Genomic DNA, 15,407 nt, shown 5'->3' on the forward strand with positions numbered 1-15,407 from the left:
TAACTGTATGAAACTATCATATTTATTTATATCTTCAGTTGTAGCGTTAGGCTCATTTACCTCATGCTCGGATGTTTTGGATGTAGCTCCTGACGGGACACTTAGTATGGAGGAAGTGTATGCTGATCCAGACAAAGTGGGGGCATTATTGAATGCTTGTTATAACAGTATACCTCAGAAAGGATATGTTTACTATTTCTTTGATCCCTTAATTACTGCTTGTAGTGATGATGGATGGTCTTCAGAGGAAGTACAAGGAACAGCTATTCAAGGTGCATATAGTGGAAATGCTTCAGCTTCTGGTCATCCGATACGTGATATGCATGATGGTCATGGTTCTTCCAATAATGCTTATTGGAGTAGGTATTGGCAACAAATACGTTTGTGTAATCAGTTTTTGGAGAATATTGATAATGCAGCAGTACATAGTGAAACTGAACGAGCACGTTTTAAAGCCGAAGCACATGTTTTGCGTGCCTATTTTTATTCCGAATTAATCAAATGGTTTGGAAAACTGCCTATTGTAGATAAAACTATAGAATTTGATGCTGATTTTTCGACATTGCGTCGTGAAAAGGTTTATGATGTGGTAAAATTTATAGCATCAGACTGTGAGGCTGCTATTTCATGTAATGAATTACCTTGGCGAATTACAACTGATGATGAGGCTATGCGTGCAACAAAAGCTCTCGCTTGGGCTATTAAATCAAAAATGATGTTGTTTGCAGCCAGTCCTTTATTTAATGAAGGGGAAGATCATTGGGAAGAAGCATATCAAGTGAATAAACAGGCTGTTGATGAGTTGAAGAAAAATGGGTATGAACTTTTTACTAAATGTACAAACCCGTCTACTTTTGGAACGTATGACGCAGCTGCATTTCATCAGTTAGCTTGTCAGAATGCTGATTATTCAGCTGAACCTCGTGATAAAGAAACAATTTGGCAGCATCGTGCAGGAAGCGTTTTTGTGTGGCATGTTGGCTATATTGGTAGTAATATGGACGGAACATTCAAATGTGGAACATGTCCGACGCAAGAGTTGGTTGATGCTTTTGAAACGGTGGATGGTCAACCTATATTGGATTTGGCTAAACCATATTTGGATGAAAAACATTTACAGCCGAATTATAATCTCAATAATAAAATGTATGATCCCCGTAATCCGTATAAAAATCGGGATCCTCGTTTAATGGCAACCGTTCTTTGCAATGGTGATTCTCTGATATGGAATAATGGTCAAGTATTTACAGTCGAGACTTTTGAAGGAGGACGTCATAGCATTAGTCTTGATCCATCTAATCGAGCATCAAGCCGTACGGGGTATTATCACCGGAAGTTGGTTACTCCTCAAGCCTCAAATACTAATCCAATCAATAATTCAAATTGGAAGTTTTTCCGATTTGGAGAAATTCTTTTGAATTACGCAGAAGCTGCAGCAGAGTCTGGACATTTGGCAGAAGCCAAAGCTGCTGTAGATGAAGTCAGAGCTCGTGTGAAAATGCCGGCTCTTCCTATTGGGCTTTCTAAGGAAGAGATGATCTTGCGCGTTCATAATGAACGTCGTGTAGAGCTAGCTTGGGAGGAAGTTCGTTATTTTGATTTGCGTCGTTGGCAAAAACCTGATGGTAATTTGAACGAAACGTGTCAGTGGTTTACTGGAATGAGAATAACGAAACTGAATGATGGTTCTTTCAATTATCAGCGTTATAATATTTCATCAAATCCACGTGGTGGATATCAGAACAGAGATTTATTGTTGCCTTTACCTTTGGATGAAGTTTCTCGTTTGGAATCAACAACTGGTGAAACATGGCAGAATCCAGGATGGTAATATTTAGTCTAATTAATAAAGCATACAATTATGAGCTACATAAAATATAAAATATCCATGTTAGCTGTTTGTGCTAGCTTGATCTCACCAGGTTTATTGAGTTCAGCGCAAAATGTAGATTCTTCTATACAATTGAAAGGTATGGTTGTAGATGAGTTTGGAAAACCCATATCAGGAGCTCTTTTGAAATCTGAAAAAGGAAAATGTGAGTATTTGACAAAAGTTGATGGAACTTATGAATTTAACTTAAAGGACGGTAGTCAATATATTACAGTTTCTTATATTGGTTATTCAGATAAAATAGTTTCTGTGGATAATAAAACAGAATTAAAATCTATTCAGTTAACTTTTGATGCTTCTAAAGCAGATGAATTAGTGGATTTGGGATATATATCTTTACCCAAAAGATCTGTAACAGGTGCAGTTTCTCAAGTGACAGGATTAGACTTGGATAAATCACCAGAGGCTAATTTGACCAAAACATTTGCAGGTCGGTTTGCTGGTTTGACTACTATCGAGACCAATTCAGAATTGTCACGAGGTGCGCTGAGTTCTTCTTCTACAGGAGTAACTATGTTGATACGGGGATTATCTACTATTAATGGACGTGAACCATTGATTATTGTGGATGGAATCATTTGTCCAAATACCAATTATACTTATATTACTCCGAAAGAAATTGAATCAATTACGGTTCTTAAGGATGCAGCAACTACGGCCTTATATGGTATTCAGGGTGCAAATGGTGTTATTTCTATTAAGACGAAGCGGGGGCATATTGGAAAGACTACTGTTGATGTAAATTTTGACCAATCTTTCCAACAAATGACGAAAACCCCGTCGTTTATTAATTCCTATGATTATGCTCGAATGAGAAATCAAGCTGGTTTTAATGATGGATTAGGGTATAATTCTCAGTTCTCTGCAGATGATTTGGATAAATTTCAAATTGGCAATGATGCTCTATATCCCAATAATAATTGGTATGATATGTTTATTCGTCCTTTAACATTTATGTCTAGAGTTGGTGTAAATGTTAAGGGTGGTAATGAACGAGTTCGTTATTTTTCTAATGTCAATTACATGCATCAGCAGTTACCGTTTAAAACGGCTAATGAGCCAAATGCAAAATACGATCCAACTCCTAAGAATAATTGGTTTAATTTCCGTTCAAATATTGATGTGAAGATTAATGATTATTTAAGTGGATTTATGCGTTTATCAGGTAATATTAAAACAGAAAAAACGACAGGATATGGAAATGAAACTATTTATAATCATATTTTTAATCTGCCACCCACGATGTATGGACCGGTTACTCCATTTGGAGAAGGTATTCTTAATGGAAATCAGGTGATTACACATGATAATGAAAAAACACCTGTATATGGAATGTTGAATCGTTCGGGCTATATTCAAGCTTTAGTTGCAAATATTAATGCACAAGCAGGTTTGGTCTTAGACTTAAGTTTCTTGACGAAAGGACTTTCTCTGAGCGGAGTGATGGCTTATCAAACTAATTCAGTGAATCAAACGACTACAACACAAAATTTTGAGCGCTATGTTCGTTCAAAAGATTTCTCCAAGTTGGATTTTTCTTTGTTAGGATCAGATAGTAATACTCCACTTGCATATGGAAAGAGTTCCAGTTTTTATTATAACTTAAATCTGTTTGCAAATGTGAACTACAGTCGTCAGTTTGGAGATCATAGTATTGATGCATTGGGATATATTTTCTATTTACAACAGGAAAAAGAAAATGCATCAGGATCTCAAATCTTACCTTATAAACGCGAAAATTTGGGTTTATCTGCTACATACGGTTATAAAAAACGTTATTTTGTAAAAGCTGATTTGGGATATTCAGGATCTGAACAATTCCATCCAGATAATCGCTATGTGGCTACACCTGCTATTTCTGCTGCATGGGTTGTTTCAAGTGAACCTTTTATGAGTAATTTATCCTGGTTGAGTAATTTAAAGTTAAGAGCTTCTTACGGTTTAACAGCCAATGATCAATTAGGGGGAGAGCGATTCCTGTATCTAGACTATATAGATATTAATGGTAATGAGGGGTTAAAAGGAAATCCTGATTTAGTCGCTGAAAAGATGAAGAAACAGAATTATGGTGTTGATTTAGGCCTTTTCAATGAATTAACAGTTTCTTTTGACTGGTACAAGTCTTTGTGTGATAATATGCTAGTAAGTAGTGCTGGTCTGGTTCCTGAATATCAAGGCACTGCATTATCCAATTATCCAAAGACTAATTCTGGAAAGATGGAAAATAAAGGTTTTGAGGTACAAGTTATGTATAATAAGCAATTAAATAAAGACTGGTCATTTTATTTGGCAGGCTCATTTAGTTATAATAAGAATAAAGTACTAAATGTGAATGAATCACCATTTTCTGATGAATATGCTTATCCGTATCGTACTGAGGGATATAGTGTAAATCAACAGTGGGGGTATTTGATTGATTACAGTAATGGAAATGGTATGTTTAACTTCGAGGAAGAACTAGAACAAAGTAGTTTGTCTTACGCTTTTGGAACACCACGAGTGGGTGATTTTATCTATAAGGATTTGAATAATGATAAAATTATAGATGAAAAAGATAAAGCTCCGATATTGAATACCACTATTCCTCAGCATTTTTATAATTTCTCGGGAGGTTTCAAGTATAAAGGCTTTGAAGTGAATTTTCTATTCCAAGGAACTGGTAAATTCTCTAGATGTATTTCAGGTGTAGGTGCATATGAGTCAGAATATCAAGGTGTATTTACGGATTTACATTTACAGGCTTGGACTCCTGAACGTTGGAATAATGGTGAGGAGATTAAGTATCCTGCATTATCTTTGAGAAAGTCAACTAATCATCAGCCGAATAGTTTCTTTATTATGGATGCCTCGTATTTGCGTTTGAAAAATGCAGAGATTGCTTATACATTGCCTGTGAATATTTGTCGTAAGGTATTTACTGAGAGGATCCGTTTTTCTTTGAGTGGACAAAATTTGTTTACAATTGATAATATGCGTTCTAAATTCATTGATCCGGAAGTTGGTAATATGGGTACTTTCCAACCCTATAGAGTCTATAATATTGGGGTAAGCTTAACATTTTAAATTGTGATATTATGAAGAATCTAATTAATATATTGAAATTTGCTGTTTTTGGTTTTTGTTGTTCCTCTTGTGCTGATTTAGATATACCTTCGGATGGACGTGTTTCATTGAATGAGATTTTTAATCGATATGAGCGTACGTCTGCCTATTACACAAATTGTTTAGGATTTATTCCTCAAGTTGGATTTACGTATGAAAGTACCAATACTCCATTAGCTTCATTTTGTGATGAAGCACATGATGCAAGTGATAATCAAGATGGTCCTGTATCAAAATGGTATAAAGGTTATACGACAGCAGAATATAACCCATTAACAGCTAGTTATATAGATCCTTGGTCTCATTATTTTCAAGGTATTAGGCGTTGTAATACATTCTTGGAATGCATTAGAGATCCGGAAATAGCTACTTATGAATTTGATGAAATTGAGAAAAATGGCTGGATTGCTCAGGTGCGTGTAGCACGTGCATTTTATTATTTGCAATTGATAAAACGTTATGGAGGTGTTCCTTTGATTGATACACCTTATGAGACTAATCATGATTTTTCTAAAGATAAGCGTGCTAGTTTTGAGGAGTGTGCTGATTTTATTATCTCAGAATGTGATGCAGCATTGAGTACGGAAGAATCAGAAGGAAAGTCTATTGGATTCCGTTGGAATATTAGTGATAATGAAAGAGGTAAATTGACAAGAGCTGTAGCTTGTGCTATTAAGTCACAAACAGCATTATATGCAGCAAGTCCATTATGGAATAATAATGGAACGAGTAAATATACCTGGGAAAAAGTGACTGAAATAACGAAAGAGGCTTTAGATATGTGTTTACAGCATGGGTTTGCTTTATATGATCAAGCTCCAGATTCCACTGTTGCACAGAACGCCTATGCTTATTATTTTATTACGCGTTCAGATCCCAGTCGTTCTTGGGACAAGGAGACAATTTTTGAAACAACAACGTGGCGTACTAATGTGTGGAAGTTTGCAGGAACACCTATTACTCCTGGTATGGAAAAAGCGGGGGCTGGTCCTTCTCAGGAATTAGTAGATAGTTATGAAATGATAGATGGAACTCAGCCTATTTTAGGATATTCTGATTCTGATCATTTGCATCCAATCATTAATAAAGAATCTTCTTATGATCCTAAAGAACCATATAAGAACCGAGATCCTCGTTTTTATGCCTCCATTTATTATAATGGATCCATTCGTTATTTGGATAATCCTAATGGTGATAAGGTTGAAACATTTGTTGGAGGTAATTGTGGTATTTCAGATAATGTAACAGATATTCGTTTTACACGAACAGGATATTATATGCGTAAGTTTAATAATTACAAATCAGGTATTGGTCAGGATGCTGACGGTTTGATGCGTATTTATCGTTTGGCAGAACTCTATTTAAACTTTGCAGAAGCAGCTTATCAGGCTGTTGGGCCAGATATTCCTGTTGTATCAAAAGTCGGTGCAGAGTCTTTGTCTGCCAGGGACGCTATTAATAAGATTAGAGTACGTGTAGGTATGCCGGAATTATCTGCTGGTATGTCAAAAGAAATTTTTGAAAAGCGTTATAGAAATGAACGCCGTGTTGAGTTGGCGTTTGAAGAACATCGTTTCTTTGATGTACGGCGCTGGAAGATCTTAACTGAAACGGATGATTTTGTAACAGGGATGAAAATAGTGAAAGAAGCTGACGGCTCTTTCACTTATAATCGGATTAAACTTGCTTCTCGAGGAACAAATACGGATAAATATTTGCTCTATCCAATCAAACAAAGTGAAGTGGCCAAGATGTTAAAACATACGGGTGCTGATTGGCAAAATCCGGGATGGTAATATGGTTTAATAATTAAAAATACGGTAAAATGAAAAAATATATTTTATTTTTAATCTTTGTTCCGTTTCTCATTATAAATGGGTGTGATGATAATGAAGAAGTAATGGGAGGTATAGACCCTGTTAGTAATGTTGAGTGTATACCATTTATAGGTTCTGTAACTTTGAATTGGACTAATCCGGAAAATTCTGATTATTATTATACATTAATCACCTATATGAATTCAGAAGGAGAAAAGGTAAATAAAAAAGTAAGTAAGTATAGTGTTGACGATAGTAATAAAGTGTCAGTTATTGTTGGAGGATTTACGGATGTAAATGAACATGAATTTATATTAACTTCTTTTGGGTATTCTGGTTCGTCTTCATCTCCTGTTATTATCAAAGGATCTCCACTTGGAATTGAAGCGGCAAAGGATTATGTAGTTAATACTGTTACGGCAGAACCGGCAGATGAAGGTGCTAAGTTATCATGGACTAATGAGACTTCTGTTGGGGTTAATCTGATTGTTTCTTATGTGGATAAAAATGAGAAAAAACAGATTGTTACTATTGATGCTACCAGAACAGGAGTTTATTTTGTAACTGGCTTGTTGAAAGAAACGAAGTTGACGGTTTCTGCTGAAAATCATCATGATGGTGGTAAATCAGAAGAGAAAGTTTTTATGGTGACTCCGACAATAAATCCAGATGATATTGTTTATCCAGAAGTGGAATACGTAACATTCCAACCGAGTATGAATCAGATGACAATCACATCCTCTAATCCGGATAATTTGTATGAATATACGATTGTAACGAACGGAGGAGATCCATATATTAATTCTAATGGATTGGTTGCAAGTAAAGCAGGTTCAACAATGGTTTTTAGATATAAATCTAATAAGGAAATTAAGTTGCAAATATTTTGGTGTACGACTTCTTCTGGTCCAGCAGAAGCTAATTCATCTACTGTTAATTTGCCTGCTTCTGAGGAGTGGAAAACTTTTGAGTATGATTATGCAGCTGGTATGGGCACTGTAAATTGGGGTAATCCTGGTGACTACATGCGTTGTGATTTTGGAACAGAGCCTAATGTTACAATAAATATCAGAAATATTCGGTTTAAGTAATCTTTTTATAGAATAACGATGAGGGTGTATACAATTCCTGTTTTGTTTTTGTAACACCCTTATTTGTTATGTCTTTATTATAGTAGTCTTTAATTGTACAATATTGTTTGTTATGCAAAAGAAAATTTCAATATATGTACTTTATTTGCTAATAGGAGTTTTTTTGTGGGGGGGCTGTTTGGGTAGAGAAGATGACACTGCAGCTCAAGTTGTAGGGCTAAAATGTCGTGGATTGGTTGATCCAATAGGAATTGACGAACCAATCTTTAGCTGGCAAATAGTTTCAGAAGAACATGGGTTTATTCAATCTGCATGGGAGATAGAGATTGCATCCTCTTTAAAGGCATTAGAAACAGGGGATTGTATTTGGTCTTCTGGTAGGGTTGAATCGGAACAGCAACAATTTATTCGTCCCATTATTTCAGAGTTGGAAAAGAGTTTCAAATATTGGTGGCGTGTGCGTATTTGGGATGCTAATAGTAAAGTAACAGCATGGAGTAAACCTGCCTCATTTGTATTAGGTATTCGTTCTGAAGAGTGGAAGGGTTTGTGGATTACTTCTGAGTGGAAAGAGAATAGTTCGATGCCTTACTTTCGAAAAGAGTTCAAAGTAGAAGACGATGGACGAGAAGTTGAAAGTGCTATTGTTTATTTTTGTGGATTAGGTTGCGGAGATCTCTATTTGAATGGGGCTTTGGTAGATCAAAGCCGAGTTTTAGATCCTGCTCAAACGAACTATGACAAATATGCCTTATACTCAAGTTTTGATATCACATCTCAGCTGATACGTGGCTATAATTGTTTGGGTGTACTGTTAGGAGAAGGATGGTATGGTCAAGGTCAAGTTTGGGGTGAAAATGTGATGAAATATGGAAATCCTCTTTTCCGGCTTCAATTGGAATTAGTTTATACGGACGGGACCATTGAAAGGGTCGTTTCTGACGAATCTTGGCAGTGGGCTCCGAGCGCGTTATTGAAGAGTAATATTTATGCAGGTGAGGTTTATGATGCTACAAAGGAGAAATTGGGTTGGTCGAATGTTGGATTTATGGCAGATAAGTGGAAACAAGTAGTGGTAGCGACAGGGACAATCCCATGTGAATTGCGTCCTCAACTTGTTGAGCCTATTCGTCTGATAAAAGAACTAAGGGCAATAAAGAAGTGGAAAGATCCAGCAGGTAATTGGGTTTTTGATTTTGGTGTTAATGTTGCAGGTGTACCTCGAATAGAAGTGAACCTACCGAAAGGTACTCATTTAAAAATGAGGATGGGAGAAATTTTGAATGAAGATGGGTCTATTGATTTTAGCACGACAGGTGTTTTTGCAACGGGAGTTATACAGACCGATGAATATATTTGTGCCGGGGATGGTGTAGAAACTTGGAACCCTCGTTTTTCTTATCATGGTTATCGTTATTTAGAGCTCTCAGGCTTGAAGTCAGAACCAAATTTGGATTGTGTTAAAACAATTGTTGTGCATTCTAACGTACAACAAAGAGGTGAATTCGAGTGTTCAAATAAGCAGATTAACACATTGCATGAACTGGCAATTCGGACGATGTTGAGTAATACGCATGGATTACCAACAGATTGTCCCCATAGAGAACGGTGTGGATGGTTGGGAGATGCGCATACAGTAGCACCTTTTGAAAGTTATAATTTTGATTTAAATAATTTCTGGAATAAGTATCTACAGGATGTTCATTCAACTTCATCAAATTATGAAAAGAAAACTTTGTATCAGAAATTGTATAATACGGCTTTTTATTTTGCAGAAAAGAAATCAGGTATTCCTTATATGATATCTCCAGGAAAGCGTCTCTGCGGGGTTGCTTCACCTGATTGGGGAACAGCTGTGGTGCAATTACCTTGGTTTACCTATCTGTTTTATGGAGATGATGAACCTTTACGAATTTATTATGATGAAATGAAACAATGGGTCGAACATGTGGAACAACTGTCAATGAACGATACACTTCCGAGAAAACATATTGTTCCTTATGGATTGGGAGACTGGTGTCCTCCAGGAGGAAATGAAACTATTGATTGTTCAATAGCACTTAGTTCCACCGCTTTCCATTATTTTGATGTTTCTATTATGGAAAAAGTCGCAAATCTTTTAAAAAAAACAGAGGATGTATATTATTTTAACTCTCTAAAGAAAAGTATATATACTGCTTTTGTCGCTGAATTTTATGATATGAAAAACAAAACATTTGGCAGCCAGACGGCAGATGCAATGGCTCTTGATTTTGGCTTGGTTCCAAAGGGGGATGAAGGGGCCGTTTCTAAAGCGATAGCAAAGAATATGGAGGAGAAATATGATAATTTTCTTCATATAGGTATTTTTGGTTTAGGACGTATAGGAGAAGCTTTATCTCGTTATGGAAATGGAAAAAAAGCGTGGGAGCTATTTACAAAAACTGGTGAAAATAGTTTTGCATATATGTGGACTGATGCTGAAGCAACAACATTGTGGGAGGTTCTCCCAATAAATAAACAGAGTAAAGAATTTTGTCTGCAGAATCGTTCTTCATTGAACCATCCTATGCAGGGAGGGTATGATACGTGGTTTTATGAAGATATAGCAGGTATTCGAGTTGACGAATCGGGGGCAGGATTTAAAGTCGTTCGATTAGAGCCTACAATGGCCTCTTATTTGGAATGGGCTTCTGCTTCCGTATATTCGGGATATGGTAAGACTGTTAGTGATTGGTTTTGGAAAAATGATCAGTTTATTTGGAAAATAGAACTTCCTGCGAATACATCGGGATTAGTCGCTTTACCGAATGGGCGACAAGTTGAAATTAATGGTATAGATTTTAGTAAGGAAACATTTCCATTAGTTGAAAAAAGAGAAAAGAGTAATCTCTATTGTTTTTTATCTGGAGAGTATACCATTGTGATAAAATAAAATGGATATTATTTTTATTGTTAAACTTATAATTACGAAATCATGAAGAATCTATTGTTAAGCATAGTGGGAGGATTTGCTTTATCGGGATGTGTAGGTGTACTCCATACTAATGAATCTGTTCAACAAGAGACAGATTCTAATTGGGATCTCTATTCTGATACGTGGGTAGCAACGGATGCTTTGGGGCGAACGATGCCTGGTATTGAAAAGGTGGGGCCGGTCAAGGATGATAAGAAAAGAACGGTAGGTATTTTCTATATCACTTGGCATTCTGATAATTTGGCAACGTTGAAAGCTCCTTATCGAGCAGATGTGATGAAGATATTGGAAGAAGCTCCGGAAGCTCGTTTAGATGCTAATCATCCGTTATGGACAGAAGGTTCTTATCATTGGGGTGAACCAGAACTGGGGTATTTTTTAAGCAGGGATGAATATGTCATTCGCAAAGATATGTCTATGTTGGCAGATGCTGGAGTTGACGTTTTGGTTATGGATGTGACCAATGCTGTTCGATATTGGGCAGAATGGGAAACATTGTTTACTACGATGTTAAAAATGAAAGCAGAAGGAAATAAAGTGCCGAAATTCTGTTTTTGGGCATTCAATGGACCGGTAATTACGGTTGTTCAGGATTTGTATGATAAAGTATATAAGGAAAATAAATACAAAGATCTGTGGTTTTATTGGGATGATAAACCGTTATTACTTTATAACGCAAAACCAACTCTTGATGCGAATGGAGGTGGTGTGAAGAATCCAAATCCTCATTATGATCCTAAGGCTTTGACTGATGCCTCTCATCCTCATTATAAAGATCCTGATTATACTAGTGAGTTTTATAGTGATTATACTAAGGAGGTAAAAACTTTTTTTACACTGCGGAACATGTGGTGGGGATATTATGAATGGGGTGGAGAACGTTTTGTTGGAACAGAAGGAAATTGGAGCTTTGGTTATGATTTGTGTGATGAACGTGTTTGTAATATGGATCCATCATCGTTGATTGCTACTTATAAAGGAGAAAAGGAACAAGCGGCAGTGACACCTGCACAACATCCGATCTCGATTGTTGGAAAATCGTGGACGCGTGATAAAAAGGAGCCAAAGTTGAATGATCGAGATATGCCGGAGCCAACCTATGTACCTTGGTTGGGAAAGGTTGTTGATGATCCGACAGCCTATGGTATTTATTTCCAGGATCGCTGGGATGAGGCTTTAAAAGAGGATCCGCAATTTCTCTATTTGAATGATTGGAATGAGTGGTCTGCAGGAAAATATAAATCGGGCAAGGCCCCAGGATCTGAATCTCCTGGTCCCACTGATTTTTTGGGCCGTAAGAATCCTTTTTATTTTGTAGATCAGTATAATGCCGAGTTTAATCGAACCATTCAACCGATGAAAGGAGGATATACAGATAATTACTATATGCAAATGGCACAAAATATTCGTCGTTACAAAGGGGTTCGCCCTATTCCGGAAAATCGTGGATATCAGAAGATGTCTATTGATGGTCAATTTGATAAGTGGAAGAAGATAAAGATTGAATATCGTGATACGAAAGGTGATATTACGCATCGTGATTATAAAGGATATGGAGGAAATCATTATATAAACAATTCAGGGAGAAATGATATTGTTTTGTCTAAAGTTGCAGTAGATAAGGAGAATGTTTATTTCTATGTTCAAACCGCAAATCCGATAACATCTTCAACTGATCCGAACTGGATGTTACTACTAATTGACGCGGATAATAACTATTCTACGGGATGGTATGGTTATGATTATTTGATTAATCAATCGGTAGTGGATAATACGTCAACACAAATTAAGTGGTATGATAATACGAAGAACGAATGGGTTAAGAAAAATGTACTTGCTTATAAAGCAAAAGGAAATTGCTTAGAGCTAGCTGTGAGTCGAAAAGACTTGGGGTTACTAGAGGATGCTTTTGTTTTTGATTTCAAATGGGCAGATAATCCGAAAGAGTTGAAAGATCCAATTTCTTTATGTACAGACGGAGATACTGCACCTAATCGCAGATTTAATTATCGTTGTATTTGGAAAAAATAAAGAATGAATATGAAATATTATTGGCTTATATATTTATTGATTGTAGGGAATATAACGGCTTTTGCTCAGTTGATAAAAGTTAATAGTGATACATGGTCAGCAACAGATGCGTTAGGACGTAAGGTGTGCGAATATCAAGATGTTGGGGAAAAAAAGAAAGATAAGTATGTAGCTATGTTTTACTGGACTTGGCACCAAGGAGTGGATGATACAACCTACACTGTTAAAAACATATCGGAAATTGTACGTAAATATCCAGAGGCTATGGCTTCATATGATCATCCAGCTTGGGGTAATAAAAAACCTGGTTTTTTCTATTGGGAAGAACCTTTATTTGGGTATTATCGTACGACCGATACCTGGGTGTTACGAAAACATGCTGAGATGTTGGCTGATGCAGGGATTGATGTTGTCTTTTTTGATTGTACAAATGGAAGTTTAACTTGGCAAGATTCTTATGAGGCTTTGATGAAAACTTGGAGTCAAGCGAGTAAAGATGGGGTTAAGGTCCCAAAGATTGGATTTATGTTGCCTTTTGGTCCACTGCCGCATTCGTTAGTTTCGTTACGCCAACTTTACAGGGATGTCTATAAACCTGGACGTTATCAGGATTTGTGGTTTGTTTGGAAAGGAAAACCGTGTATTATGGCCTATCCTGATAATCTGACAAATGATCCGGTGGATCGTGAAATTGCACAATTCTTTACATTCCGTCCAGGTCAACCTGACTATGTTGATGGTCCTAAGCGTAACGATCAATGGGGGTGGTTAGAGATGTATCCACAACATGGTTATGTCCCTTTAGCTAATGGAGGATATGAACAGGTAACGGTAGGTGTTGCTCAAAATGCTAATCCTGTGAGTAAGGGACACTGTAGTGCATTCAATTTACCCAATGCGTATGGGCGTAACTTTACAGTTCAAAAAGGTTTTGATCCACGAGTGGAAGGCTATCTGTACGGATGGAATTTTCAAGAGCAATGGGATCGTGCTATAGGTATGGATCCTGAATTGATATTCGTGACTGGATGGAATGAATATATTGCTGGTATGTGGTTACCTAAAGATAATTGGACTGGTGATCCTTTCTCTTTTGTTGACCAATACAATTGGAACTGCAGCCGAGATATTGAGCCCAATAAAGGATGGGGCGACAAGGGTGACGTTTATTATTTGCAATTAGTGGATAATGTTCGTAGATTTAAGGGGATGGATAAGCCAGAAATAGCCTCAGAGCCTAAAACAATCCACTTGGGAAGGCTGGGTAGTTGGGATGATGTGAAGCCTTATTATACTTCTTATCGGGGTAATACACTATCTCGTAATTGTGCAGGTCGATACAATACTTATTATACAAATAACAGTGGGCGTAACGATATAGTAGGAGCTAAGGTTACACATGATGATGAGAAAATCTATTTTTATGTAGAGACCGCGTCCGACTTAACTTCACCACAGAACCCTAATTGGATGGTTCTGTTGATTGATACCGATCGTGATAAATCCACAGGCTGGAATGGTTATGACTTTATTATCAATCATACATCTCCAAAAGGGAAGCAGGTTGTGGTAGAGAAAAGCGAGCAAGGGAAATGGAAATGGAAACAGGTTGGAAAAGGACAATTTATTGTTAATGGGAATGTGCTTGAAATGGCTATTCCTAAATCCGTACTTGGGCTTTCTTCGTCAGTTAATTTGGAATTTAAGTGGAGTGACAATATGCAAGATGAAGGTAATATTATGGATTTCTATGTAAATGGCGATGTGGCTCCAGGTGGGCGTTTTAATTTTGTGTATTGTTCTGTAGGAGATTGAGTGCATCCTGTAAAATCTCTATGAGTGATCATTCGTAAGCATTCGGTAAACTACGTTGCAAATTTGGGGAATTAGTAGTATCTATATTCGGAGCGAGTTTAATTGGGCCTGTCAGAAATCCAATTGGTATCCAATACCGGGTGTGTACTGATATGAATGTGTTCGTTTGACCGGAATTTTTGCGGAGTTGCGAGATAATATTGTTCAGGCTTTCTTCACTCGAATCGTTTCCCCATATTTCTTCGAGCAGTTGTTTGCGTGTGTCTACCTGATAAGTGCCGATTTTCCATATCGCAGGCAGCTGTTTTTCGGACTGTTGCAATAGGTTTTGAATCTGAAATACCAATTCCGTAACGTCATACGGCTTTTTAATGTAATGGTTGGCTCCGGCGTCATAACTGCGGATGATCTTGGCTCCGTTCGTATGTGAGGAAGCTATGATGATCGGTAGTTGCGGATATTGTGAGCGGATAGCGGGAAGAATGTCGAGGCAACTTTGATTGTTTACCTCAATATCCAATATCAGTAAATCCGGCAGCATGGAAGCCAAACTCTCTTGAAGCCCGTTTAATGTTGTCCTGAAATCGATTTCAAATCCATAGTCGACCAAGGCTTGTGTAATCAAATTCCCTAAGATCTGATCGTCTTCGATGTATATGAGTTTGCTGTTCGTCATTTTCCTTTTTTTGTTTCAGAGAGCAAGA

General features: G+C 37.0%; 8 protein-coding genes. 7 read left to right on the plus strand and 1 reads right to left on the minus strand.

Annotated elements, in window-relative coordinates; translation table 11 throughout:
* Positions 1 to 7: 7 nt before the first annotated feature.
* The 7 genes from BHV83_RS04045 (at position 8) to BHV83_RS04075 (ending at position 14,703) form a co-directional block, all read left to right on the plus strand.
* Positions 8 to 1,831 carry a RagB/SusD family nutrient uptake outer membrane protein gene (locus tag BHV83_RS04045; RefSeq protein ID WP_046452465.1) on the plus strand — a complete coding sequence of 608 codons (1,824 nt, stop codon included), beginning with the start codon at positions 8 to 10 and terminating at the stop codon, positions 1,829 to 1,831.
* A gap of 30 nt (positions 1,832 to 1,861) precedes the next feature.
* A complete protein-coding gene (locus BHV83_RS04050; protein ID WP_022321957.1) occupies positions 1,862 to 4,954 on the plus strand; it encodes a SusC/RagA family TonB-linked outer membrane protein in 3,093 nt (1,030 codons plus the stop codon).
* A gap of 11 nt (positions 4,955 to 4,965) precedes the next feature.
* Complete coding sequence (locus BHV83_RS04055; protein ID WP_022321956.1) at positions 4,966 to 6,789, plus strand: RagB/SusD family nutrient uptake outer membrane protein; 1,824 nt, start codon at positions 4,966 to 4,968, stop codon at positions 6,787 to 6,789.
* Positions 6,790 to 6,818: 29 nt separating this feature from the next.
* Positions 6,819 to 7,901, plus strand: a complete 1,083-nt coding sequence (locus BHV83_RS04060; protein WP_022321955.1) for a DUF4959 domain-containing protein — start codon at positions 6,819 to 6,821, stop codon at positions 7,899 to 7,901.
* A gap of 112 nt (positions 7,902 to 8,013) precedes the next feature.
* Positions 8,014 to 10,815 carry an alpha-L-rhamnosidase gene (locus tag BHV83_RS04065; protein WP_286756407.1) on the plus strand — a complete coding sequence of 934 codons (2,802 nt, stop codon included), beginning with the start codon at positions 8,014 to 8,016 and terminating at the stop codon, positions 10,813 to 10,815.
* Positions 10,816 to 10,857: 42 nt separating this feature from the next.
* On the plus strand, positions 10,858 to 12,888 hold the full coding sequence (locus tag BHV83_RS04070; protein ID WP_022321953.1) for a hypothetical protein: 2,031 nt from the start codon (positions 10,858 to 10,860) through the stop codon (positions 12,886 to 12,888).
* 9 nt (positions 12,889 to 12,897) lie between these two features.
* Positions 12,898 to 14,703 carry a hypothetical protein gene (locus BHV83_RS04075; RefSeq protein ID WP_022321952.1) on the plus strand — a complete coding sequence of 602 codons (1,806 nt, stop codon included), beginning with the start codon at positions 12,898 to 12,900 and terminating at the stop codon, positions 14,701 to 14,703.
* A 28-nt stretch (positions 14,704 to 14,731) separates the two neighbouring features.
* On the opposite strand, the gene BHV83_RS04080 is transcribed toward BHV83_RS04075, so the two are convergent.
* Positions 14,732 to 15,379 (minus strand): response regulator transcription factor, encoded by a 648-nt coding sequence (locus tag BHV83_RS04080; RefSeq protein WP_022321951.1) that lies wholly within the window; start codon positions 15,377 to 15,379, stop codon positions 14,732 to 14,734.
* Positions 15,380 to 15,407 lie beyond the last annotated feature (28 nt).

This window comes from Parabacteroides sp. merdae-related_45_40, from assembly GCF_001915675.1.

Coding starts and splice junctions, on each gene's coding strand:
- BHV83_RS04045 (WP_046452465.1), top strand. CDS start 8: ATGAAACTATCATATTTATTTATATCTTCAGTTGTAGCGTTAGGCTCA.
- BHV83_RS04050 (WP_022321957.1), top strand. CDS start 1,862: ATGAGCTACATAAAATATAAAATATCCATGTTAGCTGTTTGTGCTAGC.
- BHV83_RS04055 (WP_022321956.1), top strand. CDS start 4,966: ATGAAGAATCTAATTAATATATTGAAATTTGCTGTTTTTGGTTTTTGT.
- BHV83_RS04060 (WP_022321955.1), top strand. CDS start 6,819: ATGAAAAAATATATTTTATTTTTAATCTTTGTTCCGTTTCTCATTATA.
- BHV83_RS04065 (WP_286756407.1), top strand. CDS start 8,014: ATGCAAAAGAAAATTTCAATATATGTACTTTATTTGCTAATAGGAGTT.
- BHV83_RS04070 (WP_022321953.1), top strand. CDS start 10,858: ATGAAGAATCTATTGTTAAGCATAGTGGGAGGATTTGCTTTATCGGGA.
- BHV83_RS04075 (WP_022321952.1), top strand. CDS start 12,898: ATGAAATATTATTGGCTTATATATTTATTGATTGTAGGGAATATAACG.
- BHV83_RS04080 (WP_022321951.1), bottom strand. CDS start 15,379: ATGACGAACAGCAAACTCATATACATCGAAGACGATCAGATCTTAGGG.